Raw genomic sequence first — 22,990 nt, 5'->3', positions numbered from 1 at the left:
GCGTGACGGAACATTACGACCGCATTCGTAACACAAGAGCCGCTCCGCCAGCATGGGCCTATGACCGCCCTGCTGCCCGCGTCGCGCACCGCCGACGTCACGACGACCGCAGCGACGGCGCAGGACGTGCGACTCGACGCCGTCGAACGGTCCTTCCCGATCGCACGAGGCACCCGCCGGGTGCTGCGCGGCATCGACCTGGACATCCGCGCGGGGGAGATCGTCGCCGTCGTCGGACCCTCCGGGTGCGGCAAGTCGACTCTCCTGCGTCTCGTGGGCGGACTCGATGCGCCGAGCCGCGGCAGCATCCGCATCGGGGGCACCGCGGTCGCCGACGTGGACGAGCGCACCGCGGTCGCCTTCCAGGAGCCGCGGCTGCTGCCCTGGCGGACGATCGCACAGAACGTCGAGCTCGGCCTGCCGCGAGGCACCGGGCGTCGAGCGGGACGCGCGCGCGTGCAGGAGCTGCTGCACCTGGTGGGACTCGACCATGCCGCCGATCAGCGCCCGCGTGAGGTTTCCGGGGGCATGGCGCAGCGGGCATCCCTCGCGCGAGCCCTCGCCCGCAACCCCTCCGTGCTGCTGCTCGACGAGCCCTTCGGCGCGCTCGACGCCCTCACGCGCCTGCGCATGCACGACCTGCTGCTGAAGATCCACGCAGCCGAGCCCACCACCGTGCTCCTCGTGACGCACGACGTGGAAGAGGCCCTCTACCTCGCCGACCGCGTGCTGCTGCTGCGCACCCTCGGCGACCACGACCACGCCTCCGTCGCCCGCACGATCGAGGTGCCGGGAGCCCGACCCCGCGACCGCGCCGACCGCGGCCTCGCCGACCTGCGCGCCGACCTCCTCGAGGGACTCGGCGTCGACACCCACCACCGCAGCACCGAGGAGACCCGATGAGCACCATCACCCGCCGAATCATCCCCGCGATCGCGATCGCCGGGACGATGATGCTCGTCGCGACCGGCTGCGTCGCGGGAGAGAACGCGACCGCCGACACCGACACGGACACCGCACCGGCGGCCGACGCCGAGTGGTCGTCCGACACCCTCACCATCGACTTCGCCACCTACAACCCGCTCAGCCTCGTCGTGCGCGACCAGGGGATCCTGGAGGACATCCTGGGCGACGACGTGACGGTCGAGTGGGTGCAGTCCGCCGGCTCCAACAAGGCGAACGAGCTGCTCCGCTCCGGTTCTGTCGATGTCGGCTCGACCGCGGGATCCGCGGCGCTGCTCGCCCGCGCCAACGGCTCGCCCATCCAGGTAATCGACATCTTCTCGCAGCCGGAGTGGTCGGCGATCGTCGTCGGACCAGACAGCGACATCACCTCGGTCGAAGAGCTGAAGGGCGCCTCGGTCGCGGCCACCAAGGGCACCGACCCCTACTTCTTCCTGCTGCAGGCGCTGGACGAGGCGGGCCTCTCCCTGTCCGACGTCGAGGTGCAGAACCTGCAGCACGCCGACGGTCGCGCCGCGCTCGACGGCGGCTCGGTGGACGCGTGGGCCGGGCTCGACCCCATCATGGCGGCCGCCGAGGTCGAGTCGGGGGACACGCTCGTCTACCGCAACGTCGACTTCAACACCTACGGCTTCCTCAACGCCACGGAGGACTTCCTCACCGAGCACCCCGACCTCGCCCAGGCCGTCGTCGACGCCTACGAGCAGGCGCGCGAGTGGGCTCTGCAGAACCCCGAGGAGACGGCGGCGCTGCTCGCGGAGGTCGCGGGCATCGACGTCGAGGTCGCCACCACCGTGATCCAGGAGCGCTCGAACCTCGACGTGAGCGGCATCCCCGGAGACGACCAGCTCGCGGTGCTCGAGAAGATCGCGCCCGTGCTCGCCGAGTCCGGCGACGTGCAGGGAGGCCAGGCGTCGGTCGACAAGGCGCTCTCGTCGATCGTGAACGACACGTTCGCGAAGAAAGCGGTCGGGGACGAGTGACCGATCTCGACCAGCGGGCCATCGTCCCGGCGGACTCGCGGGACGCGCTCGACGTCGCGAAGGGCGAGCACCGGCGTCCGGCCGGCGCGGGGCACGGGTGGAACCGCCCCGCCGTGCGGGTCGTCGCCGGGCTCGTGCTCCCGCTGCTGATCCTCGGCGCCTGGCAGTACGTGACCGCGACCGGGATCGTGCCGCCCTACCGGCTGCCCGCACCCGCCTCGGTCGTGACGGCCGGTGTCGAACTCGCACAGCGCGGAGAACTGTGGACGCACATCGCGATCTCCGTGCAGCGCGTGCTGCTCGGCTTCGCGATCGGCTCGGTGATCGGTCTCGCGGTCGCCGGGATCGTCGGTCTCTCGCGCCTCGGCGACGCGCTGCTGAGTCCCACGCTCGCCGCGCTGCGGGCCGTGCCCTCGCTCGCCTGGGTGCCGCTGCTCATCCTGTGGATGCAGATCGGCGAGGAGTCGAAGGTCACCCTGATCGCGATCGGTGCCTTCTTCCCCGTGTACACCACCGTCGCCTCGGCCCTGCGACACGTCGATCCGCAGCTGGTCGAGGCCGGCCGCTCGTTCAGCCTGCGCGGATGGTCGCTGTTCCGGGTGGTGCAGCTGCCCGCCGTGATCCCCTCCGTCGTGTCCGGACTGCGGCTCGCCCTGGCTCAGGCGTGGCTGTTCCTCGTCGCTGCGGAGCTCATCGCGTCGTCGATGGGGCTCGGCTTCCTGCTGACCGACTCCCAGAACAGCGGCCGCGTGGACCGGATCCTGCTGTCGATCGTGCTGCTGGCCCTGCTCGGCACCCTCACCAACGGGGTGCTCGCGCTGGTCGAGAAGTACCTGCTGCGGCGATGGACGTGACCGCGACCGAGGCCCGGCTGCACGAGACGCGCGTCTACCCGCCGTCACCGCTGTTCCCGGACGCCAACGTGACCGCCGAGGCCTACGCCAGGGCGGCCGCCGACCCCACCGCGTTCTGGGAGGAAGCCGCACGGCGGCTGGAGTGGTCTGCACCGTGGCACACCGCGCACGAGTGGGAGCCCCCGATCGACGGGCGCGTTCCCGCCGCGCGGTGGTTCGTCGGCGGACGGCTCAACGTGGCCGTGAACTGCCTCGACCGCCATGTCGCCGCGGGCCGCGGAGACCGGGTCGCGCTGCACTTCGAGGGCGAGCCCGGCGACCGGGAGTCGGTGACGTACGCCGAGCTGCTGCGCCGGGTGTCCCGCGCCGCGAACGCCCTCACGGCGCTCGGCATCGGCGCGGGCGACCGGGTCGTGATCTACCTGCCGGTGCTCGTGGAGACGGTGGTGGTCACCCTGGCGTGTGCGCGCATCGGCGCCGTCCACTCGCTCGTGTTCGGCGGGTTCTCGGCGGAGGCCGTGCGCTTCCGGCTCGAGGACACCGGTGCGAAGCTCCTCGTCACCAGCGACGGGCAGTTCCGGCGCGGTGCCGCGACCGAGGTCAAATCCACCGCCGACCGCGCGGCAGCGGGCCTGGACACCCTGGAGCACGTCCTCGTGCTGCGCCGCACGGGCCAGGACGTGCCGTGGACCGAGGGCAGAGACGTGTGGTGGCACGAGGTGGTCGACACGGCCTCGCCGGTCCACGACGCGGAGGCGTTCGACGCGGAGCATCCGCTCTTCGTGATCTACACCTCCGGCACGACCGGGAAGCCCAAGGGGCTGGTGCACACGTCCGGCGGCTACCTGACGCACGCGAGCTGGGCGCACTGGGCGCATTTCGACGCGAAGCCGGACGACGTGCACTGGTGCACGGCCGACCTGGCCTGGGTCACCGCGCACACGTACGAGATCTACGGGCCGCTGTCGAACGGTCTGACGCAGGTGATCTACGAGGGCACGCCGGACGCCCCGCATCGCGAGCGGCACCTCGAGATCATCGAACGGTACGGCGTCACGGTGTACTACACGGCCCCGACGCTCATCCGCACGTTCATGACCTGGTTCGGCGCGGACCTCCCCGCGGGTCACGACCTGTCCTCGCTGCGTCTGCTGGGCACGGTCGGCGAGGCCATCAACCCGGAGGCCTGGGTGTGGTTCCGCCGCGCCTTCGGCCGCGATGAGCTGCCCGTGATCGACACGTGGTGGCAGTCGGAGACGGGGGCCGCGATGATCGCGCCGCTGCCGGGGGTGACGGCTCTCAAGCCGGGTTCCGCCTCGGTCCCGCTGCCCGGCATCGACGTGGCCGTGGTGGACGAGCACGGCGACGAGGTCGCCGCCGGTCAGTCCGGCACACTGGTGGTCCGGCGCCCGTGGCCCGGCATGGCGCGGACGGTGTGGGGCAACCCGCAGCGCTATCGCGACGCGTACTGGTCGGCGTACGCGGGCCGGGGCGAGCACGGCGGCTACTACGTCGCGGGTGACGGAGCCACGAGGGATGCGGACGGGTACATCTGGATCCTCGGCCGGCTCGACGACGTCGTGAACGTGTCGGGTCACCGGCTCTCCACGATCGAGATCGAATCAGCCCTCGTGGCCCACGACACCGTCGGCGAGGCGGGCTCGGCCGGAGTGCCGGACGCCGTCACCGGACAGGCCGTCGTGGCGTACGTGACCCCGTCCGGCCGGGCAGAGGTCGAACCGGCCGCGCTGCGCGAGCAGGTCGCACGGGCGATCGGCCCGGTCGCGAAGCCCCGACACATCGTCGTCGTGCCTGATCTGCCGAAGACCCGCTCCGGCAAGATCATGCGCCGACTGCTGGCAGAGTTGTGGGAGGCCGAGCACGACCGTCGAGCCGGTCGAGTGCCCCGCCCCCTCGGGGACACCACCTCGCTGCAGAACCCGTGGGCCGTCGACGACATCGCCGACGTGCTCTCCGCCGCCGAACTGAGGACATCATGACGGAAGAACATCGCTTCGGGTTCCGCACCAGGGCCCTGCACGCCGGCGGCACGCCGGACGCGTCGACGGGCGCACGGGCGGTTCCGATCTACCAGACCACGTCGTTCGTGTTCGACGACGCGGCGGACGCCGGAAACCTGTTCGCTCTGCAGAAGTACGGCAACATCTACTCGCGCATCGGCAACCCCACGGTCGCCGCGCTCGAGGAGCGCCTGGCCTCGCTGGAGGGCGGCATCGGGGCCGTCGCGACCGCCTCGGGCATGAGCGCGGAGTTCCTCACCTTCGCGGCCCTCGTCGGGGCCGGGGACCACGTCGTCGCCGCGGCACAGCTCTACGGCGGCACGGTGACGCAGCTCGACGTGACCCTGCGCCGCTTCGGCGTCGAGACCACGTTCGTCGCCTCGACCGACCCTGTCGACTTCGCCGCGGCGATCCGTCCGGAGACGAAGGTCGTGTACGTCGAGATGATCGGCAACCCCTCCGGCGAGATCGCCGATATCGAGGGTCTCGCCGCGGTCGCCCATGCGGCGGGCGTCCCGCTCGTCGTGGACGCGACGCTCGCCACGCCCTACCTGGCGCGTCCGCTCGAGCACGGTGCGGACATCGTGATCCACTCGGTCACCAAGTTCCTCGGCGGCCACGGGACCACCCTCGGCGGTGTCGTGATCGAGAAGGGCACCTTCGACTGGGGCAACGGGAAGTTCCCGCAGATGACGGAGCCCGTCGCGTCGTACGGCGGGATCCGGTGGTGGGACAACTTCGGCGAGTACGGCTTCCTCACCAAGCTCCGCTCCGAGCAGCTGCGCGACATCGGGCCGGCGCTGAGCCCGCAGTCGGCGTTCACCCTGCTGCAGGGCATCGAGACGCTGCCGCAGCGCATCGATGCGCATCTGGCCAACGCCCGGGTCGTCGCGGACTGGCTGGCATCCGACCCGCGGGTCGCCTACGTCACGTGGGCGGGTCTGGAGGATCATCCGCATCACGAGCGTGCGGCGAAGTACCTCCCGCTCGGTCCCGGCTCCGTGTTCGCGTTCGGGGTGGCCGCGGACGACGGGCGTGCCGCGGGGGAGAAGCTGATCGAGAACCTGCAGCTCGCGTCGCACCTGGCGAACATCGGCGACGCCAGGACCCTGGTGATCCACCCGGCCTCGACCACGCACCGCCAGCTCACCGAGGAGCAGCTCGTGGACGCCGGGGTGCGTCCCGATCTGATCCGCATCTCGGTCGGGCTGGAAGACGCGGACGACATCCTCTGGGACCTGGATCAGGCCCTCACCATCGCGACGGGAGTCACCCGATGAGCGCCACGACCTCGACCGGCGACGCCTGCGCTCTTCCGGCGGCGCCCGCGGACGGGCAGAGCTGCGCCCTTCCCACGGCCGCGCCCGCCCCTGGTCGCACGTGGACGGGGCCCACGCAGCAGGAGCGATTCGCGCTGCTCCGCAGGGCGAGGACCATCGCGATCGTCGGAGCGTCGAACAACCCGGCACGGGCGTCGTTCTTCGTCGCGACCTACCTGCTGTCCAGCACGGCCTACGACGTGTACCTGGTGAACCCGCGGGAGACCGAGATCCTCGGACAGCCCGTCTACGCCTCCCTCGCGGACCTTCCCGTGCGGCCGGACATCGTGGACGTGTTCCGTCGCCACGACGACCTGCCGGGCGTGGCGCAGGAGGCGATCGACGCGGGGGCCTCGACCCTGTGGCTCCAGCTCGGGTCGTGGAACGAGGAGGCCGCCACGATCGCCGAGGCCGCGGGGCTCGCGGTGGTGATGGACCGGTGCATCAAGATCGAGCACGCACGCTTCCACGGCGGACTGCATCTCGCGGGATTCGACACCGGCGTGATCAGCTCGCGACGGCAGCTGCTCGCGCGCTGAGGCCCGTGGCGGGGAACCTAGACTGACGTCATGCCCCTCATCGCCCTCACCGGTGGCATCGCCTCCGGGAAGTCGACCATCGCCCGTCGTCTCGCGGAGCACGGAGCGATCATCGTGGATGCGGACGCGATCGTGCGCGACGTGCAGGCGCCCGGGTCGCCGGTGCTGGAGCGGATCGCCGAGGTGTTCGGCCCGGAGGTCATCGCGGAGGACGGCTCCCTGGATCGGCCGGCGCTGGGCGCGCGGGTGTTCGGCGACCCGGAGCAGCTGGCGCAGCTGAACGCGATCGTGCACCCCGCCGTGCGCGACGAGTCGCAGCGCCGCTTCACGGACGCGCTCGCCGCCGATCCGCACGCGGTGGTGGTGTACGACGTGCCGTTGCTGGTGGAGGCGAGGGTCGACGACCCGTGGGACCTGATCGTGGTCGCGCATGCCCCGGCGGAGGAGCGTCTGCGTCGGCTGGTCGAGCTGCGGGGCATGGACGAGGCTGCCGCCCGTGAGCGCATCGGCGCGCAGGTGTCCGACGAGAAGCGTCTGGCGATCGCCGATGTGGTGATCGAGACCGGCGGCGCTCTCGCCGAGACGGTCGCGCAGGCCGACGCGCTGTGGGAGCGCCTCCGCACCGGCTGACCGACCGGACGTTCAGCATTTCTCCAGGTGCGCAGAACGTCGCCGATATTCTGGAAGGGCGTGGGGACGCACCAGGGGATGGTCTGCTGGGGGAGAGCTTTTTTCCGCGCGCTGGGGAGTGGAAGAAGTGACTCAGTCGAGCCATGGCATCTCGCGTCGGACTCTGATCAAGGGAGCGGCCTGGTCGGCCCCCGTCATCGCGGTGGCCGTCGCTGCGCCGCTGGCGGCAGCCAGCGCGACCGTCGTCCCGAACAGCACGGCGAACTACTACTGGGACGCGGAGGCGCAGGGCGCGTTCACCAGCCTGGTCGCGGCGAGCGGTGGCCTGCGCGCCACCTTCAGCACCCAGATCAGCTATCGGGCGAACCCCTGGATGAGTCCGCCCGCGGGTGGCTCGCTCGTCGTGGTCGTCACGTTCTCCTCTCCCGTCACGCTCGACCCCGCGTCGTCGTTCGGGGCCTGGGCGCCGCAGCCCGTCGGCGGCTCCACCGCCACGAGCTTCACCTTCATCAGGACGCCGTCGAGCTTCGGCGACGCGCTGAGCTTCAACGTGATCGGCTCGGCGCCCGGCGAACTGCGCTCGACCGCGACCATGACGCTCCTCAACGGCGGGAGTGCGACCGCGACCACCGAGCCCTCGGCGGAGACGGCGGTCCTGGTCGCCTGACCCGGCCCCGATGTCGGAGGGGCGGCCTACGCTGGAAGCATGCAGCCCACGCGCAGTGTCCGTCCCTTCGAGGTCATCAGCGAGTACGCCCCGGCCGGTGATCAGCCGCAGGCCATCGCCGACCTCGCCTCGCGCATCAACGCGGGCGAGACCGACATCGTCCTCCTCGGCGCCACGGGTACCGGCAAGTCCGCGACGACGGCGTGGCTGATCGAGCAGGTGCAGCGTCCCACGCTGGTGCTCGCGCACAACAAGACCCTCGCCGCCCAGCTCGCCAACGAGTTCCGCGAGCTCATGCCGAACAACGCGGTGGAGTACTTCGTCTCGTACTACGACTACTACCAGCCAGAGGCGTATGTGCCGCAGACGGACACCTTCATCGAGAAGGACTCGTCGATCAACGCCGAGGTCGAGCGGCTCCGACACTCCACCACCAACTCGCTGCTGAGCCGGCGCGACGTGGTCGTGGTGTCGACGGTGTCGTGCATCTACGGCCTCGGCGCGCCCGAGGAGTACCTGCGAGCCATGGTGGCGCTGCAGGTGGGGGAGCGGTACGACCGCGACGCGCTCATCCGGCAGTTCATCGCGATGCAGTACAACCGCAACGACGTCGACTTCTCGCGGGGCAACTTCCGGGTGCGCGGCGACACGATCGAGATCATCCCCGTCTACGAGGAGCACGCGATCCGCATCGAGCTGTTCGGCGACGAGATCGAGGCGCTGTACTCGCTGCACCCGCTCACCGGCGAGGTGATCGAGAAGCTCGACGCCGTGCCGATCTTCCCCGCGTCGCACTACGTCGCCGGAACCGACGTGATCCAACGCTCCATCGGCACGATCGAGCACGAGCTGGAGGAGCGGCTGAAGGAGTTCGAGCGCCAGGGCAAGCTGCTCGAGGCGCAGCGTCTCCGCATGCGCACCACGTTCGACCTGGAGATGCTGCAGCAGCTCGGCTTCTGCTCGGGAATCGAGAACTACTCGCGGCACATGGACGGCCGCATGCCGGGCGAGCCCCCGCACACGCTGCTCGACTTCTTCCCCGACGATTTCCTGCTGGTGATCGACGAGTCGCACGTCACGGTGCCGCAGATCGGCGCGATGTACGAGGGCGATGCCTCCCGCAAGCGCACGCTGGTCGACCACGGCTTCCGGCTGCCCAGCGCGATGGACAACCGCCCGCTGCGGTGGGACGAGTTCAAGAACCGCATCGGGCAGACCGTGTACCTGTCGGCGACGCCGGGCAAGTACGAGATGGGCATCGCCGACGGCGTGGTGGAGCAGATCATCCGCCCGACGGGTCTGGTCGACCCGGAGATCATCGTGAAGCCGTCGAAGGGGCAGATCGACGACCTGCTCGAAGAGATCCGGCTGCGGGTCGAGCGCGATGAGCGCGTACTCGTCACGACGCTGACGAAGAAGATGGCCGAGGAGCTCACCGACTTCCTCGGTGAACACGGCGTGCGGGTCCGCTACCTGCACTCCGACGTCGACACGCTCCGCCGAGTGGAACTGCTCAGTGAGCTCCGCGCCGGCGTGTACGACGTGCTCGTGGGCATCAACCTGCTGCGTGAGGGCCTCGACCTGCCCGAGGTGTCGCTGGTGGCGATCCTCGACGCCGACAAGGAGGGCTTCCTCCGCTCCGGCACCTCGCTCATCCAGACGATCGGCCGCGCGGCGCGAAACGTCTCGGGTGAGGTGCACATGTACGCCGACAACATGACCGACTCCATGGCGAAGGCCATCGAGGAGACCGACCGCCGTCGCGAGAAGCAGATCGCGTACAACAAGGAGAACGGCATCGACCCGCAGCCCCTGCGCAAGCGGATCGCCGACATCACCGAGGTGCTCGCCCGCGAGGGTGCCGACACCGCCGACCTGATGTCGGGCCGCGGCCGGGCCTCGGGCAAGGGCAAGTCGCCGACGCCGAACCTCCGGCGCACGGGCATCGCGGCCGAGGGGGCGCAGCAGCTCGAGGCGACGATCCAGGATCTGACCGATCAGATGCTCGCGGCGGCCGCCGAGCTGAAGTTCGAGCTCGCCGGGCGCCTGCGCGATGAGGTGCAAGACCTCAAGAAGGAGCTCCGCTCGATGGAGCGGGCCGGGCACGCCTGAGTGGAGTGGCGATGGATGACGCAGGGAACGACCTCGCCGATCGGATCCGGGCGCTGTTGAGCGCGGACGACGCGATCGAGGAGCGCCGGATGTTCGGAACCAAGGCGTTCCTGGACGGGGGGCGCATCCTGGTCGGCGCGCGCACGGGCGGTGTGCTCCTCGTCCGCGTGGACGACGAGAACGGGGCGGCGATGCTCACGGAAGCGGGGGTCTCCCGCGCGGTGATGGGCTCGCGCACCATGAGTTCCGGGTGGCTCGACGTCGCGCCGTCGGCGATCGAGGACGATGCCGCGCTGATGCTGTGGCTCGATGTCGCGCGCGAGTCGACGGGCGCCGCGGTCGAGGCGGCTTCCGACGAGGGCTAGGGGCAGTGCACCAGGGTCTTCGGACCCGATCGGTCGATCTCGTGCTGTGTCATCGGCGCCCCGCACAGCGGGCAGGCCCGCTCGGCGCGCTCGGCAGCGCTGGGAGGCGGCGTCTTCTCGTACGGTCCGACGGACGCGGGACCGGCGAGACGGACCAGGTTGGTGTTGACCCAGGTGTAGAGGCCCCCGGCCTCGCGGATGCGGGTGCGAAGCGGGGGCCGAGTGGAGTCGTTCGACATGTTCATTAGTGTACTAATGATTCGTGCAGATGTATAGTCGATCCGTGACCGCCTCCGACGACCTGCTCCGCCTCGAGAACCAGTTGTGCTTCGCGATCGTCACGGCCGCTCGCAACATCGTGGCGATCTACCGCCCGATCCTGGAGCCGCTGGGACTGACGCATCCGCAGTACCTGGTCATGCTCGCGCTGTGGGAAAGGGCGCCGCGCACCCTCAACGACCTCGCCGCAGACCTCGCGCTGGAGCCGGCGACGGCCTCGCCCCTCGTCAAGCGCCTGGAGACGGACGGCCTCGTGGCACGACAGCGCAGCGCCGAGGACGAGCGTCGGCTCGAGATCACGCTCACGGAGGCGGGCCTGGCGCTGCGTACTCGCGCTGTCGACGTGCCCGTGCAGGTCATGCGCGCCGTCGGCATGAGCATCCAGGAGGTCGGTGCGCTCCGCGACGGACTCGGCGCTTTCGCCGGGCGCCGGCTCGACAGCGGCTCCACGGCACCGCCGTCCGCCTGACCACGCCCGCGCCGCGCCCGACCCTAGGGTGGACTCATGTCGCGCACCGAGGGCCCCACTCGCGGAGCCCTGCGCGCGAGCGGTCGCGGAACACTCCGCCGGATCCTGCTCCTCGGCGGGGTGGTCGGTCTCTTCGCTCTGCTGATGCTCGCCGCGGCGCTTCAGGGGCAGCCGCAGTTCGCGCCGTCGTCGCCGCCCCCGCCGGAACAGCAGCCCGACGCGGTCGTCGTCCCCGAGACGACGAGCTCGCCCCTCCCGGAGCTGGAGCCGCCGGAGGACTCGGTGCTGCAGAACATCCTCGGCGTCGTGTTCGGAGCGCTGCTCGCCGCCGTCGCGGTGCTGGTGCTCGTGGTCGTGGCACGGTGGGCCGTCCGCCGCCTCCGTGATCTGTGGCGCGATCGTCCCCTGCGGCGCACGGACGCGGTCGTCCCGGACGCCGCGTCCGGCGGGCCTGTGGTCGAGGCTGCGCCCGACGATGCGGTCATCCGCCGGGGAGTCGACGCAGCGCTCCGAACGATCGCGGAACGTCCGCGGGCCGCCGACGCCATCGTCTCCGCCTGGGTCGGACTGGAGGAGTCGGCGGCGGATGCCGGGGCCGGCCGCTCGGCGACGGAGACGCCGTCGGAGTTCACGGTGCGTATCGTCGGGCGCCGGGCGGGCATCCGCGACGACGTGATCACGCTGCTCGGTCTCTACGAGCAGGTGCGCTTCGGCGGCCGCGTCGCCGACGAGGCGGATCGCGCTGCCGCGGCCGCGAGTCTGCGCGGCATCAGGGAGGGGTGGCGATGAGGGCGCGGACCGTCGCGATCGCCGCGGGCTGTGTGCTGCTCGCGGTCGCCCTCGTGCTGGGGCTGCGCGCCGCAGGTGTCCCGCTGGCGTTCGCGGTGTCGTGGACGACGGTCGCCGCGGCGGTGTCCCTCGCGCTGCGCGGGGTCCTGGTCGACGATCCCGTCCTCTGGCCGCCCGAGCGTCCGCCGCGCGAGGCCAGGGGCTCCGAGGTGTCCCGGCTGGCCTGGGCGATCAACACACGTTCGGGCGTTGCGGGGACCATCCTCGTGCGCCGCGTGCAGAACGTGCTCCGCCGGCGGCTCGCACACCGCGGCCTCGACCTCGACGATCCCGCCGACCACGCGGCCATCGACGCGCTGCTCGGCCAGGGCATCCGCGCGGGACTGTCCCGCCGCGAGGTGCGGCGCGACGACATCGAGAGAGCGTTGGACGCGCTCGAACGCATACCCACCGACACGGAGGAGACAGCATGACCACGGACGAGACCACCGAGATCGCGACCACGGGTCGCCGTGTGCTGGAGGGGGTGCGCAGCGTCGTCGTCGGTATGGACGAGACGCTCACACTCGCCCTCGCGGCGATCCTGGCCGGGGGTCACGTGCTGTTCGAGGACGTGCCGGGGCTCGGCAAGACGCTGGCCGCGCGGAGCCTGGCCCAGGCGCTGGGACTCGAGTTCCGACGGCTGCAGTGCACGCCGGATATGCTGCCCGGCGACGTGACGGGCTCGTACGTGTACGCCCCGACCGAGGGGGACTTCGTCTTCCGGCCCGGGCCGATCTTCACGGGTCTGCTCCTCGCCGACGAGGTGAACCGCACCACGCCCAAGACGCAGTCCGCGATGCTCGAGGCGATGGCCGAGCGGCAGGTCACGGTGGAGGGGAACCGTTTCCCACTGCCGCAGCCCTTCCACGTGATCGCGACCTCCAACCCCATCGAGTACGAAGGGACCTACGCCCTGCCGGAGGCGCAGCTCGACCGGTTCATGGTGCGCCTCACCGTGGGCTACCCCGCCCCGGACGACGAGACGCGCATCATCGTCGACAGGGTGCGGCGGCAGACGCCCGACGTGCGCGTGCCCGCCGTGGTCGACACGGAGGGGCTGCTCGCGCTCCAGGCGGCGGTCGAGCGCATCAACGTCGATCGAGACGTGGTGCGCTACGCCGTGGACCTGACGAGGGCGACCCGCGAGGCGGCGAACGTGTCGGTGGGTGCCTCGCCTCGCGGATCCCAGGCGCTCGTGCTGCTCGCCAGGGGCGTCGCGGCACTCGAGGGGCGGTCGTACGTGCGGCCCGACGACGTCAAACGCGTCGCCGTCCCTGTGCTGGCGCATCGGCTGACACTCACTCCGCAGGCCTGGGCGCAGGGGGTGGATCCGGGTGGAGTCGTGGCGGCGGCGGTCGAACGCACCCCGGTGCCGCCGACCGTCGCGGCCGCGCGATGACCGACGAGACCGCGACGACGGCATCCGCGGGGGTGACGTGGCATCGGACGCCCGTGATCGCGCTCGGCCTCGCCGGGGCGGCCGTGCTCGCGGGCCTCGGACTGGTGCTGTCGCGCCCCGACGTGATCGCGGTGGGTCTGCCGCTCGCCCTCGCGGCGGTGTGGGCGCTGCTGCGCCGTCCGCGCGACGGGGAGCTGCGGGTCGCCCTGCACGCTGCGCCCGACGCGGGGGAGGACGCCGTGGTGCGCGTCACCGCGGACGTCGACCTCGACGCCGAGCACGTGCAGCTCGCGGTCGAGGGGCGGGGGCGTCGCACCGCGCTCGCGGAGGTGCGGCCGGGCACGGCGGTGCTGTCCGCTCGGACGCGGCTGTCGCATTCGGGGCCGGTCGAGCTGATGGGGCTGATCGCCCGGGGCACCGCGATCGACGGCGCCTGGGTCTCCGACCGCGGACCGCGCACGGCGATCGGGTGGAACGCCGCACCCAAGACGAGGAGGATCGATCGGCTGCCGGTGGCTCCGCGCCTCGCGGGGCTGAACGGCTCGCACGAGGGGCGTCGCGCGGGCCAGGGCGGCGACTTCCACGACATCCACCCGTTCGTCCCCGGGGATGAGGTGCGGAGGGTGGATTGGCGCGCGACGGCTCGTGCCGCCCGACGCCCCGGCGACCTGCTGGTGCGGCGGGTGAACGCGCTGAGCGACTCCTCGGTGGTGATCGCGATGGACACGGCGGAGGACCTCGGATCGGTGGTGGCCGCGTGGGGGACCGACGACCCTGACCGCACGGGTGTCACCTCGCTCGACCTCGCGCGCGAGGCGGCTCTTTCCGTGGCGACCGCCGCGGTCGGAGCCGGGGATCGGGTCGCGTTCCACGCGCTCTCGCCGGGCGGACGCAGCGTGCCGATCGGCGGGGGAGCCCGGCACCTCGCGCGGCTGCGCGCCGCCGTCGCCGCCACGGGTCCGAGTGCCGACTCGTCCTACCGGCGCTCGCCTGTCGTACCGACGGGCTCGATCGTGTTCGTGCTCTCGACCTTCGCCGACGGGGTGGCTGCGCGACTCGCGACGCAGTGGCGGGCCGCCGGTCACGCCGTCGTCGCGATCGATGTGCTGCCGCAGCTCGACGGCGCACGGCTCACCAGGGAGCAGCGCATCGCCCTGCGCACGCTGCTGGCCGAGCGCGCCGACATCCTCGCCGAGCTCCGGCGCGCGGGGGTCGAGGTGGTGGCCTGGGCAGACGACGGCGTCGATGTGGCGTTGCGGGTGGCGGCGGTGCGCCAGCAGCGGAGCCGGAGGGTGGCGCGGTGACCGCTCGCACGCGAGGGTTCGACGTGGGCGCCTGGGTGCCCGGGGTGACGCTGCGCGTCCTGACCGTGGCTCTGGTGCTGCTCGGCGTGCTGGTGCTGCACCCCACGCCGTTCTGGCGGGGTGTGGCGGTGGTCGCGGCTCTCGTGGGGGCCGTGCTGCCCCGGTCGCTCGCAACATGGGTGGGGTCGGCCTGCCTGCCGTTCGGGCTGCTGCTGTCCGAGCCGGCGCCGGAACGGACGGCGGTCGCCCTCGTGCTCGTCCATGCGATCCACATCCTCGCCGCGCTCAGCCTCACGGTGCCCGCGGCCGCTCGCCTCACGCTGAGGTCGCTCCGGCCGACGGCGGTGCGGTTCGTCGTGATCCAGCTGGTGGCCCAGTCGATCGCGCTCGGCGTCTGGGCGGTGTCGCCGGGGCAGGTCGAGCGCGGGGCGGCATGGCTCGCGCCCGCGGCGGCGTCACTCCTCCTGGTCGTCGTGGTCGTCGGGTGGCTGGTCCTGCGGCGGGGGAACGGCCCCGTCCCGCGGGCCGTCGTGGCCCCGTCGACGGGAGGGGATCGCCTCTAGCGGAGCCGATGTCCGTGGCCCCTCGTAGACTTGTTCGGTGCCCATCGTCCCCGTTGCCTCCCCCGGAAAACTCAGTGTCCGCGGTGCCCGCGTCCACAACCTCCAGAACGTCGACATCGACATCCCGCGCGACTCCCTCGTCGTGTTCACCGGCCTGTCCGGGTCGGGGAAGTCGAGTCTGGCGTTCGACACGATCTTCGCCGAGGGGCAGCGCCGCTACGTCGAATCGCTGAGCGCCTATGCGCGGCAGTTCCTCGGCCAGGTGGATCGGCCGGACGTCGATTTCATCGAGGGCCTGAGCCCCGCGGTGTCGATCGACCAGAAGTCGACCAACCGCAACCCGCGGTCGACCGTGGGCACCATCACCGAGATCTACGACTACATGCGCCTGCTGTGGGCGCGTATCGGCGTGCCGCACTGTCCCGAGTGCGGCGAGAAGATCCAGCGTCAGACGGTGCAGCAGATCGCCGACCAGCTCATGGAGCTGCCCGAGCGCACCCGGTACCAGGTCGTCGCCCCCATCGTGTCGCAGAAGAAGGGCGAGTTCGTCGACCTCTTCCGCGAGCTCGGCGCCAAGGGCTACTCCCGCGCGATCGTCGACGGCGACCTCATCCAGCTGGCCGAGCCGCCCACGCTGAAGAAGAGCTACAAGCACGACATCGCGGTGGTCGTCGACCGCCTGGTGGCGTCGCCCGACATCCTGGGCCGGGTCACCGACTCGGTGGAGACGGCCCTGGGACTTGCGGGTGGCGTCGTGCAGATCAACTACGTCGACGGCGAGGGCGACGACGCCTGGCAGACCTTCTCCGAGAAGCTCGCCTGCCCGAACGGCCACGCCCTCACCCTCACCGAGATCGAGCCGCGCACGTTCTCCTTCAACGCACCGTTCGGCGCCTGCCCCGCGTGCTCCGGGCTGGGCACGCGCATGTCGGTGGACGTCGAGCTGATGCTCGGCGACGAAGATCTCTCGATCCGCGAGGGCGTCATCATTCCCTGGACCACGCAGGGCAAGGGTCTCTTCCAGTACTACGAGCGCCTGCTCGAGGGGCTGGCGCGCGACCTCGACTTCTCGCTCGACACGCCGTGGCGCGAGCTGCACTCCGACGTCAAGGAGGCCGTGCTCCGCGGCGAGAACTACAAGGTCACGGTCAAGTGGAAGAACCGCTACGGCCGGGAGATGCGGTACGCGTCCGGGTTCGAGGGCGTCGTGCCATACATCGAGCGGCAGTACCTCCAGGCCGAGTCCGACACGCAGCGCAACCGCTGGGGCGAGTACCTCCGTGAGGTGCCGTGCCCCGTGTGCAACGGCGACCGCCTCAAGCCCGAGGTGCTCGCGGTGCAGGTGCACGGCCACTCGATCGCCGAGGTGTCGCACCTGAGCCTCGCCGACGCGCGGGGCTTCATGGAGAAGCTGCACCTCACGGAGCGGGAGGCGAAGATCGCCGCCCAGGTGCTGCGCGAGATCCGCCTGCGCCTCGACTTCCTCCTCCAGGTGGGGCTGTCGTACCTCAACCTCAGCCGTTCGGCGGGGTCACTGTCTGGTGGCGAGGCGCAGCGCATCCGGCTCGCCACGCAGATCGGCTCCGGCCTGACGGGCGTGCTCTACGTGCTCGACGAGCCGTCGATCGGCCTGCACCAGCGCGACAACCGCCGGCTGATCGAGACCCTGCTCACGCTGCGCGACCTGGGCAACACGCTCATCGTGGTGGAGCACGACGAAGAGACCATCGAGGCGGCGGACTGGGTGGTCGACATCGGTCCCGGCGCCGGAGTGAACGGCGGTACCGTTGTGCACTCGGGGCCGTACAGCGCGCTCCTCGGCGACAGCGATTCGATGACCGGCGACTACCTGTCCGGGCGCCGGGCGATCCCGATGCCGTCGAAGCGTCGCAAGATCGACAAGAAGCGCATGCTGAGCGTGGTCGGCGCGCGGGCGAACAACCTGCGCAACGTCACGGCGGACTTCCCGCTGGGCGTGCTCACGGCCGTCACCGGCGTCAGCGGCTCGGGCAAGTCGTCCCTCGTGAACGACATCCTGTACCAGGTGCTCGCTTCGCGACTGAACGGTGCACGGACCGTTCCGGGCAAGCACACCAGGGTGACCGGCCTCGACAACCTCGACAAGGTCGTGCACGTCGACCAGGCGCCGATCGGCCGCACCCCGCGCTCGAACCCGGCCACGTACACCGGCGTGTTCGACCGCATCCGCACCCTGTTCAGCGAGACGCCGGAGGCGAAGGTGCGGGGCTATCAGCCCGGTCGCTTCAGCTTCAACGTCAAGGGCGGCCGCTGCGAGGCGTGCTCGGGCGACGGCACCATCAAGATCGAGATGAACTTCCTGCCCGACGTCTACGTCGACTGCGAGGTCTGCCACGGCAAGCGGTACAACCGCGACACGCTCGCGGTGCACTACAAGGGCAAGAACATCGCCGAGGTGCTGGAGATGCCGATCGAGGAGGCCGCGGAGTTCTTCGAGCCGATCCAGGCGATCCACCGCTACATGAAGACGCTCGTCGACGTCGGGCTCGGCTACGTGCGGCTGGGGCAGTCGGCCACGACGCTCTCGGGCGGCGAGGCGCAGCGCGTCAAGCTCGCCACGGAGCTCCAGCGTCGCAGCAACGGCCGCAGCATCTACGTGCTCGACGAGCCGACCACGGGTCTGCACTTCGAAGACGTCCGCAAGCTCCTCGAGGTGCTCAACGGCCTCGTCGACAAGGGCAACACCGTGATCGTGATCGAGCACAACCTCGACGTGATCAAGTCGGCGGACTGGGTGATCGACCTCGGACCGGAGGGTGGTTCGGGTGGCGGGCAGATCATCGCGACCGGTACGCCGGAGCAGATCGCCCGCGTCGAGGAGAGCCACACCGGGCAGTTCCTCGCCGAGATCCTGGGTGAGGGGCGCGCCGCGCGGAAGGCCAGCTGATGGCCGACGTGCTCCCGTACAAGCCGCGGACGGGGGAGATCCCGACCGACCCCGGCGTGTACCGGTTCCGCGACGCCAACGGACGGGTGCTCTACGTCGGCAAGGCGAAGAACCTGCGCCAGCGGCTGTCGAACTACTTCGCCCCGCTGCGCACGCTGCACGAGCGCACCCGGCGCATGGTCACGACCGCTGCGTCGGTGGAGTGGACGGTCGTTCCCACCGACGTCGACTCGCTGCAGCTCGAGTACATGTGGATCAAGGAGTTCGATCCGCCGTTCAACGTGCGCTACCGCGACGACAAGTCGTACCCCTTCATGGCGGTCACCCTCGCCGATGAGGCGCCCCGCGTGATCGTCACCCGGAACAGGAAGATCCCCGGGGCGCGGTACTTCGGTCCGTATCCCAAGGTGTGGGCGGTGCACGAGACCATCGACCTGATGATCAGGGCCTTCCCGATCCGCACCTGCAGCGATGCGAGCTACAAGAGGGCGATGCAGACCGGGCGCCCGTGCTTCCCCGGGCAGATCGGCAAGTGCGGCGGGCCGTGCTCGATGACGGTGTCCATCGAGGAGCACCGGGCGATGGTCGACGACTTCATCGCGTTCATGGCGGGCGGAGACGAGCGCTTCACCCGCGAGCTCACGAAGCGCATGCTCGCCGCGTCCGCCGCGATGGACTACGAAGCCGCCGCGAAGTACCGGGACAAGCTGTCCGCGATCGAGGCCGTGCTCGGCAAGAGCGCCCTGGTGCTGCCGGCCGATGAGGACGCCGACCTGTTCGGCATCGCGGAAGACGAGCTCGCCGCCGCCGTGCAGCACTTCGTGATCCGCGGCGGCCGCGTGCGCGGTGTCCGTGCTCTCACGATCGAGAAGGAGATCGACATCACGGGCGCCGAGCTCGTCGACCAGGTGCTCCAGCAGGCGTACGGCGACGCGCAGGACGTTCCGCGACGGATCCTCGTCCCGACGCTCCCCGACGACGCGACCGAGCTGGAGCACTGGCTGCGCGAACGCCGTGGCAAGAAGGTCGAGATCGCGGTCGCACATCGGGGTCAGCGTGCCGACCTGATGCGCACCGCGACGCTGAACGCGCAGCAGGCGCTGATCCGGCACAAGACCCGCCGGACGAGCGACTACGTGGCGCGCACCCAGGCGCTGACCGATCTTCAGGAGGCGCTGGGAATGGAGGAGGCGCCGCTGCGCATCGAGTGCTTCGACATCTCGCACCTCGGCGGCACCAACGTGGTCGCCTCGATGGTCGTGTTCGAGGACGGCCTTCCGCGCAAGGACCAGTACCGGTCGTTCAACATCGCCGAGACGACAGACGACACCGACTCGATGTACCAGGTTCTGCGCCGCAGGCTCGCACACCTGGATCGGCCGGAGGAGGAGCAGGAGGTCCTCGACCCGACCACCGACGAGGTCGTGGGGGAGGACCTGGGCGAGGCGACCGCACGGCGCAAGCCGCGGTTCGCGTATCCGCCGCAGCTGCTCCTCGTCGACGGAGGGAAGCCGCAGGTGGAGGCCGCCGCGCGCGCGCTCCACGACGCGGGGCACACCGAGATCGCCGTGTGCGGCATCGCCAAGCGTCTTGAAGAGGTGTGGCTGCCGGGAGACGACTTCCCCGTGATCCTGCCCCGCACCAGCGAGGCCCTCTACCTTCTCCAGCGACTGCGAGACGAAGCCCACCGCTTCGCGATCACGCACCAGCGCAAGAGGCGCAAGAAAGACATCGGCAGCGTGCTCGCCGAGGTTCCGGGGCTCGGCGCCTCTCGCATCAAGGTGCTGCTCAAGCACTTCGGCTCGGTCACGGCCCTCCGCGCCGCCGACCCGTCGCAGATCCAGGAGGTACAGGGGATCGGTCCGGTGCTCGCTCAGACCATCCATTCGCACCTGTCCACTCGCTAGGCTGGGAGACCGAGGGGGAGAAGGAGCAGGGAGCGATGACTGACGGGGAGAAGGGCGAGTTCCTCATCGTCACTGGGATGTCCGGCGCAGGCCGGACGACGGCGGCGAACGCACTGGAGGATCTCGGCTGGTATGTCGTCGACAACCTGCCTCCGCAGATCCTCCGGCCGCTGCTCGACCTGACGGGCATGGGTGGCGATTCGCTGCCCAAGGTCGCCGCCGTGGTCGACGTGCGCGGCCGCAACCTCTTCGACGATTTCCCGGGTGTCGCCCGACTGCTGCGCACGCGCGGCGAGATCCGGGTGCTGTTCCTCGACGCCTCCGATGACGTCCTGGTGCGTCGCTTCGAGTCGGTGCGCCGCCCGCACCCCCTGCAGGGCGATGGCACTCTGCTCGACGGCATCCGCACGGAGCGGACGCGTCTGGCCCCCATCCGCGAGGCCGCCGACCTGGTGATCGACACCTCGGCGCTGAACATCCACCAGCTCGCGACGCAGGTCTCCGACATCTTCTCGGAGGAGGGGGAGGCGCGGCATCGGGTGACGCTGCTCAGCTTCGGCTTCAAGTACGGGCTGCCCACCGACGTCGACCTGGTCGCCGACATGCGCTTCCTCCCGAATCCGTACTGGAACGAGGAGCTGCGCGGCCTCACCGGGCAGGATGAGACGGTTCGTGAGTACGTGCTGTCCCGCGAGGGTGCGACCGACTTCCTCGATTCCTATGCGAAGGCGCTCGTGCCGGTGCTCGAGGGGTATCAGCGGGAGAACAAGAGCCACTCGACGATCGCGATCGGATGCACGGGCGGCAAGCACCGCTCGGTCGCGATGTCCGAGGAGCTGGCCCGCAGGATCGCCGCGATTCCGGGGGTCGCCGTGAACGTGCGGCACCGCGACCTCGGCAGGGAATAGCCCCCCGGGCGAGTAAGCTGGAGGTTTGCGTCGCGATCCGGCGCGTGAACGTGAAGGAGTGTCGTGGCACTAACCACCGACGTCAAGGCTGAGCTCGTCAGCATCCGCAATGCACCCCCGACGGTGCGCGTGGCGGAGGTGACAGCCATCCTCCGATTCGCCGGTGGACTGCACTCCATCGCGGGCCGTGTGGCCGTGGAGGCCGAGGTCGACGCAGAGACCCTCGCCCGCCGCGTCGCCAGGGATCTCGCCGAGATCTACGGCGTGCGCCCGGAGATCGCGCAGGTGCAGTCGAGCACCGCGAACGACGGCGCCCGCTGGGCCGTGCGCGTGATCGCGCAGGGGGAGACCCTCGCCCGCCAGACCGGCCTGCTCGACCCGCGTCGCCGTCCGGTCCGCGGCCTGCCGAACCGTCTCACCACGGGTTCGCGCGCCGAGATCGCCGGTCTGTGGCGTGGGGCCTTCCTGGCCGCCGGATCGCTCAGTGAGCCCGGCCGCTCGGCGATGCTCGAGGTCGCCTGCCCGTCGTCCGAGGCGGCGATGGCGCTCGTGGGCGCCGCACACCGTCTGGGCGTCGCCGCGAAGGCGCGCGAGGTCCGCGGCATGCCCCGCGTCGTGGTGCGCGAGGGCGAGGCGATCCGCACGATTCTCAGCGAGATGGGCGCTCACCGTACCGCGCTGGCGTGGGAGGAGCTGCGTCAGCGTCGCGAGGTGCGCGCGGGCGTGAACCGCCTGGTCAACTTCGACGACGCGAACCTGCGGCGTTCCGCGCAGGCGGCGGTGGCCGCGTGCGCCCGTGTGGAGCGCGCGCTGGAGATCCTCGCCGACGAGGTTCCCGATCACCTGCGGGTCGCCGGCGAACTGCGCCTCGCGCACCGGGACGCCAGCCTCGACGAGCTCGGCCACCACGCCGACCCGCCCCTCACCAAGGACGCGGTCGCCGGTCGCATCCGTCGTCTTCTCGCCATGGCAGACAAGCGCGCCCAGCAGGAGGGCATCCCCGGCACGGAGGCCGCTGTCCCCGCCGGGCTCGACGTCTGATCCACCCGCCCTCTTCTCCGACGGCCCGTCGCCCCTACCCGGGGTGGCGGGCCGTCGTCAACGGGAGGAAGGATCCGGTCCGACCCGGTGTTGTCCTCACTAGGATGAGAGACGTCCGCTCCACGCCGCACATCGGTGGCGCGGAGGATCGGCAAGCGCCGCGGGCGCGGCGCGGATTGGATGAAAGCGATATGGCGACCTACACCCTCCCCGACCTCCCGTACGACTTCGCAGCCCTCGAGCCGCACATCAGCGGCAAGATCATGGAGCTGCATCACGACAAGCACCACGCGACCTACGTCGCCGGCGCGAACACCGCGCTCGAGCAGCTGGCCGAGGCCCGCGAGAGCGGCAACCTGGCGAACGTGAACAAGCTCGAGAAGGACCTCGCGTTCAACCTCGGCGGTCACGTCAACCACTCGATCTTCTGGACCAACCTGTCGCCCAACGGCGGCGGTCAGCCGGAGGGCGAGCTGAAGGCCGCCATCGACGAGTACTTCGGCTCGTTCGAGAAGTTCCAGGCGCACTTCACGGCTGCCGCGACCGGCATCCAGGGGTCCGGCTGGGCCGTCCTCAGCTGGGACTCGATCGGTTCGCGCCTGATCATCCAGCAGCTGTTCGACCAGCAGTCGAACACGGCGCAGGGCACGATCCCGCTGTTCCAGCTCGACATGTGGGAGCACGCGTTCTACCTCGACTACCTGAACGTGAAGGCCGACTACGTCAAGGCCGCATGGAACATCGCGAACTGGGAGAACGTCGCCCAGCGCCTCGAGGTCGCCCGCAAGCAGACGAACGGCCTGCTGGTACTGTCGTAACCGGGTCGCGTCCCGGCGGGCCCACGGCTCGTCGGGGCGCCATCTCAGCCAAAAAACCCGCGCATGGCGCCCGCTTCGACAGCGGTCTCCGG

General features: G+C 70.7%; 22 protein-coding genes. 21 read left to right on the top strand and 1 reads right to left on the bottom strand.

The window, feature by feature from the left end; translation table 11 throughout:
* Positions 1–60 precede the first annotated feature (60 nt).
* The 10 genes from ACFWCH_RS15990 to ACFWCH_RS15945 all read left to right on the top strand — a co-directional run bounded on the left by ACFWCH_RS15990 (position 61) and on the right by ACFWCH_RS15945 (position 10,453).
* Positions 61–903: an ABC transporter ATP-binding protein gene (locus ACFWCH_RS15990; RefSeq protein ID WP_206253325.1), complete on the top strand. Its 843-nt coding sequence runs from the start codon at positions 61–63 to the stop codon at positions 901–903.
* On the top strand, positions 900–1,946 hold the full coding sequence (locus ACFWCH_RS15985) for an aliphatic sulfonate ABC transporter substrate-binding protein (RefSeq protein ID WP_378803799.1): 1,047 nt from the start codon (positions 900–902) through the stop codon (positions 1,944–1,946). Before ACFWCH_RS15990 ends, ACFWCH_RS15985 begins: the two co-directional genes overlap by 4 nt.
* Positions 1,943–2,800 (top strand): ABC transporter permease, encoded by an 858-nt coding sequence (locus tag ACFWCH_RS15980; RefSeq protein ID WP_378803798.1) that lies wholly within the window; start codon positions 1,943–1,945, stop codon positions 2,798–2,800. The genes ACFWCH_RS15985 and ACFWCH_RS15980 overlap by 4 nt, the downstream gene beginning before the upstream one ends.
* Positions 2,791–4,800, top strand: coding sequence for an acetate--CoA ligase (acs, locus tag ACFWCH_RS15975; RefSeq protein ID WP_378803797.1), 2,010 nt, complete (start codon positions 2,791–2,793; stop codon positions 4,798–4,800). The genes ACFWCH_RS15980 and acs overlap by 10 nt, the downstream gene beginning before the upstream one ends.
* A complete protein-coding gene (locus ACFWCH_RS15970) occupies positions 4,797–6,101 on the top strand; it encodes an O-acetylhomoserine aminocarboxypropyltransferase/cysteine synthase family protein (RefSeq protein WP_136028801.1) in 1,305 nt (434 codons plus the stop codon). Before acs ends, ACFWCH_RS15970 begins: the two co-directional genes overlap by 4 nt.
* Positions 6,098–6,679 carry a CoA-binding protein gene (locus ACFWCH_RS15965; protein WP_247638927.1) on the top strand — a complete coding sequence of 194 codons (582 nt, stop codon included), beginning with the start codon at positions 6,098–6,100 and terminating at the stop codon, positions 6,677–6,679. Before ACFWCH_RS15970 ends, ACFWCH_RS15965 begins: the two co-directional genes overlap by 4 nt.
* A 30-nt stretch (positions 6,680–6,709) precedes the next feature.
* Complete coding sequence (gene coaE, locus ACFWCH_RS15960) at positions 6,710–7,309, top strand: dephospho-CoA kinase (RefSeq protein ID WP_136028805.1); 600 nt, start codon at positions 6,710–6,712, stop codon at positions 7,307–7,309.
* Between the two features lie 127 nt (positions 7,310–7,436).
* The gene (locus ACFWCH_RS15955) at positions 7,437–7,976 is read left to right on the top strand and encodes a hypothetical protein (RefSeq protein ID WP_136045359.1); all 540 of its coding nucleotides are present in this window, start codon (positions 7,437–7,439) and stop codon (positions 7,974–7,976) included.
* Positions 7,977–8,015: 39 nt separating this feature from the next.
* Positions 8,016–10,088: an excinuclease ABC subunit UvrB gene (uvrB, locus tag ACFWCH_RS15950; protein WP_136028809.1), complete on the top strand. Its 2,073-nt coding sequence runs from the start codon at positions 8,016–8,018 to the stop codon at positions 10,086–10,088.
* An 11-nt stretch (positions 10,089–10,099) separates the two neighbouring features.
* A complete protein-coding gene (locus tag ACFWCH_RS15945; RefSeq protein ID WP_206253332.1) occupies positions 10,100–10,453 on the top strand; it encodes a TfoX/Sxy family protein in 354 nt (117 codons plus the stop codon).
* On the opposite strand, the gene ACFWCH_RS15940 is transcribed toward ACFWCH_RS15945, so the two are convergent.
* Positions 10,450–10,692 carry a hypothetical protein gene (locus ACFWCH_RS15940; protein ID WP_205812731.1) on the bottom strand — a complete coding sequence of 81 codons (243 nt, stop codon included), beginning with the start codon at positions 10,690–10,692 and terminating at the stop codon, positions 10,450–10,452. The genes ACFWCH_RS15945 and ACFWCH_RS15940 overlap by 4 nt on opposite strands.
* Positions 10,693–10,736: 44 nt before the next feature.
* Between ACFWCH_RS15940 and ACFWCH_RS15935 the strand changes: the two genes are divergently transcribed.
* From ACFWCH_RS15935 to ACFWCH_RS15885, 11 genes are all read left to right on the top strand, one after another.
* Complete coding sequence (locus tag ACFWCH_RS15935; protein ID WP_378803796.1) at positions 10,737–11,201, top strand: MarR family winged helix-turn-helix transcriptional regulator; 465 nt, start codon at positions 10,737–10,739, stop codon at positions 11,199–11,201.
* 36 nt (positions 11,202–11,237) lie between these two features.
* Positions 11,238–11,990, top strand: a complete 753-nt coding sequence (locus ACFWCH_RS15930) for a DUF4129 domain-containing protein (protein WP_378803795.1) — start codon at positions 11,238–11,240, stop codon at positions 11,988–11,990.
* On the top strand, positions 11,987–12,463 hold the full coding sequence (locus tag ACFWCH_RS15925) for a hypothetical protein (RefSeq protein ID WP_240745375.1): 477 nt from the start codon (positions 11,987–11,989) through the stop codon (positions 12,461–12,463). The genes ACFWCH_RS15930 and ACFWCH_RS15925 overlap by 4 nt, the downstream gene beginning before the upstream one ends.
* Positions 12,460–13,431, top strand: a complete 972-nt coding sequence (locus ACFWCH_RS15920; protein ID WP_136028819.1) for a MoxR family ATPase — start codon at positions 12,460–12,462, stop codon at positions 13,429–13,431. The genes ACFWCH_RS15925 and ACFWCH_RS15920 overlap by 4 nt, the downstream gene beginning before the upstream one ends.
* Positions 13,428–14,735, top strand: a complete 1,308-nt coding sequence (locus ACFWCH_RS15915) for a DUF58 domain-containing protein (protein WP_247638929.1) — start codon at positions 13,428–13,430, stop codon at positions 14,733–14,735. Before ACFWCH_RS15920 ends, ACFWCH_RS15915 begins: the two co-directional genes overlap by 4 nt.
* A complete protein-coding gene (locus tag ACFWCH_RS15910; RefSeq protein WP_378803794.1) occupies positions 14,732–15,298 on the top strand; it encodes a hypothetical protein in 567 nt (188 codons plus the stop codon). Before ACFWCH_RS15915 ends, ACFWCH_RS15910 begins: the two co-directional genes overlap by 4 nt.
* Before the next feature lie 37 nt (positions 15,299–15,335).
* Entirely contained in the window at positions 15,336–18,224 is a 2,889-nt protein-coding gene (gene uvrA, locus ACFWCH_RS15905; RefSeq protein ID WP_136028825.1) for an excinuclease ABC subunit UvrA, read from the top strand.
* Positions 18,224–20,131 carry an excinuclease ABC subunit UvrC gene (gene uvrC / locus ACFWCH_RS15900; protein ID WP_378803793.1) on the top strand — a complete coding sequence of 636 codons (1,908 nt, stop codon included), beginning with the start codon at positions 18,224–18,226 and terminating at the stop codon, positions 20,129–20,131. Before uvrA ends, uvrC begins: the two co-directional genes overlap by 1 nt.
* A gap of 35 nt (positions 20,132–20,166) precedes the next feature.
* Positions 20,167–21,039: an RNase adapter RapZ gene (gene rapZ / locus ACFWCH_RS15895; RefSeq protein ID WP_136028829.1), complete on the top strand. Its 873-nt coding sequence runs from the start codon at positions 20,167–20,169 to the stop codon at positions 21,037–21,039.
* A 63-nt stretch (positions 21,040–21,102) separates the two neighbouring features.
* Complete coding sequence (gene whiA / locus ACFWCH_RS15890) at positions 21,103–22,080, top strand: DNA-binding protein WhiA (RefSeq protein ID WP_136028831.1); 978 nt, start codon at positions 21,103–21,105, stop codon at positions 22,078–22,080.
* Between the two features lie 191 nt (positions 22,081–22,271).
* A complete protein-coding gene (locus tag ACFWCH_RS15885) occupies positions 22,272–22,898 on the top strand; it encodes a superoxide dismutase (RefSeq protein WP_017202787.1) in 627 nt (208 codons plus the stop codon).
* The last annotated feature ends 92 nt before the right edge of the window (positions 22,899–22,990 follow it).

Source organism: Microbacterium sp. NPDC060132 (genome assembly GCF_042729675.1).
GTDB lineage: Bacteria > Actinomycetota > Actinomycetes > Actinomycetales > Microbacteriaceae > Microbacterium > Microbacterium sufflavum.
This window is presented reverse-complemented; position numbering and strand designations above follow the sequence as displayed.